Origin of the sequence: Candidatus Protochlamydia sp. R18 (assembly GCF_000648255.1) — a bacterium.
In the GTDB taxonomy this organism is placed as follows: Bacteria; Chlamydiota; Chlamydiia; order Chlamydiales; family Parachlamydiaceae; genus Protochlamydia; species Protochlamydia amoebophila.
This window is the reverse complement of sequence record NZ_BASL01000756.1, coordinates 1-2397: the sequence shown is the minus strand read 5'-3', so window position 1 is coordinate 2397 and position 2397 is coordinate 1. Positions and strand designations below refer to the sequence as shown.

2 protein-coding genes are annotated in these 2397 nt (G+C 39.0%); one reads left to right on the top strand and one right to left on the bottom strand.

What is annotated here, in order from left to right; translation table 11 throughout:
- Positions 1 to 8 precede the first annotated feature (8 nt).
- Positions 9 to 1991 carry a leucine-rich repeat domain-containing protein gene (locus TY19_RS11910; protein WP_079979293.1) on the top strand — a complete coding sequence of 661 codons (1983 nt, stop codon included), beginning with the start codon at positions 9 to 11 and terminating at the stop codon, positions 1989 to 1991.
- 88 nt (positions 1992 to 2079) lie between these two features.
- Here TY19_RS11910 and TY19_RS09930 read toward each other — a convergent pair.
- Positions 2080 to 2397 (bottom strand): tyrosine-type recombinase/integrase (locus TY19_RS09930; protein WP_042282169.1); only part of this gene is annotated, 318 nt, incomplete at its 5' end.

Below are 2397 nucleotides of genomic sequence, written 5' to 3'. Positions count from 1 at the left end.
CGGTCATTTTGAATATTTCTAATTTTGGGTTTACTCCTAGTCATCTTGCCAATACAACGACTCTATCTTACGATCCCCCTCAAGATATTAATGATCAACTTGGGAATGAAAATACTCACTTAGACAATTCTTTGGCCAATACAGAGGAAAGTAGTGCGTCAACGATTCCAACTTCTGCTCTTTCACCTTCATCTGATGAAATTCAACTAAGCTTTCAAGAGGGAACTTCTCTGACTATTTCTCACTCTCAGCTAGCTTTGTTAAGGGACAAATCGCCTTATTTTAAAAATTTGTGGTCGGGGCAATTTCAAGAAACCCTGCAACATCCTCTCGCTTTAATACAAAAAGACTTTACGCTTTTGCTCAATTGCCTGACGGATGCTAACTTTAAAGTTCCCTTAGAAGAGATCACTTCTGCCATTCAACTCGCTGATTATTATGAACTGACAGAAGTGGTAACAAATTTAGAAGAACAGCTGATTGATGGATACAAATCACAAAGGTTTGAACCATTTAACTCCACTGAAGAAAGTTTAGTCAGATTAAAAGAACTTTTAAATTCTGCACATCGCTATCGATTAAATACATTGAAGAACTATTTAGAATTCACCGTTGTGAGAGCATTATTAAACCAGACCTCTCAGTTAAAGGAGTTTGAAAAAATTGTAAATCACTTCTCAAAGAAGATAGAAACACTTAATTTTTCAGAAAATGCCCGTTTGAGCGATGCCCATCTTTTAACATTAAAAAATTGTGAAAATTTAAAAATACTTCATTTTAAGAAATGTCAGGGCGTCACTGATGCAGGATTAGCGCATTTAACACCCTTAACGGGATTGCAGCATCTAAATCTAAGCCGATGCTGGAGGAATCTCACCGATGCTGGATTAGCCCATTTGACACCCTTAACGGCTTTACAGCATTTAAATCTAAGCGGTTGTGGAAATCTCACGGGTGCTGGATTGGCGCATTTGACACCCTTAACGGCTTTGCGGCATCTAGATCTAAGTAGATGCAAAAATCTCACCGATGCAGGATTAGCCCATTTGACACCTTTAACGAGTTTGCAGCATTTAGAATTAAGCGATTGCAGGAATCTCACCGATGTAGGATTAGCCCATTTGACACCCTTAACGGCTTTGCAGCATCTCAATCTAAGCAATTATGGGTATCTCACCGATGTAGGATTAGCGCATTTAGCAACTTTAACGGCTTTGCAGCATCTAAATCTAAGTAGATGCAAAAATCTCACCGATGCTGGATTAACCCATTTGAAACCTTTAACGGCTTTGCAGCATCTAGATTTAAGCGGTTGTACGAATCTCACGGGTGCTGAATTAGCACATTTGAGGCCCTTAGTGGCTTTACAGCATTTAAATCTAAGCGATTGTAAGTATCTCACGGATGCTGGATTGGCGCATTTGACACCCTTAACGGCTTTGCAGCATCTAAATCTAAGCTCTTGTAAGAAACTCACTGAAGATGGATTGAAGCATTTAACACTCTTAACGGGTTTGCAGCATCTAAATCTAAGCGATTGTGAAAATCTCACGGGTGCTGAATTAGCACATTTGACATCCTTAACGGCTTTGCAGCATCTAGATTTAAGCGATTGTGAAAATCTCACGGGTGCTGAATTAGCACATTTGACATCCTTAACGGGTTTGCAGCATCTAGATTTAAGCGGCTGTACGAATCTCACCGATGCAGGGTTAGCCCATTTGAAACCTTTAACGGCTTTGCAGCATCTAAATCTAAGTAGATGCAAAAATCTCACCGATGCTGGATTAACCCATTTGAAATCTTTAACGGCTTTGCAGCATCTAGATTTAAGCGGTTGTACGAATCTCACCGATGCTGGATTAGCCCATTTGACATCCTTAACGGCTTTGCAGCATCTAGATTTAAGCGGCTGTACGAATCTCACCGATAATGGATTAGACCGTTTTAAAACTTTAGCAACTTCACTCAATTTAGAAATTGAAAGATAAAATTTCATTAAAGTTGATCAATTTCCATTGAGACGCTTATTTAATAGAAATATCCGCGATAAGATGTATTATAGGATGGAAATTAAGCTTATAAACCAATTTTAGTGGCGGCATTTTCTGTCCACATATTTCCCAATCGAATATATCTTCTAATGGTATCAGAGCTTTTATGGCCTGTTTGTTTCATGATCATATGCTCAGGAACACCAAAGATGGCAGCGGTTGTAGCAAATACAGCCCGTAAGCTATGTCCTGAGAATGAATGTTTCTGATTTTCTAAATGTTTGTTCCGCTTAATAATCAATGCGGCGGATTTGGAAGTTAGAGCTTTATCCATGATTTGACCATGCCGATTGATCGGTCGAAATAATGGCCCTTCGCTAATTTTAGAACAATTAAGCCAATC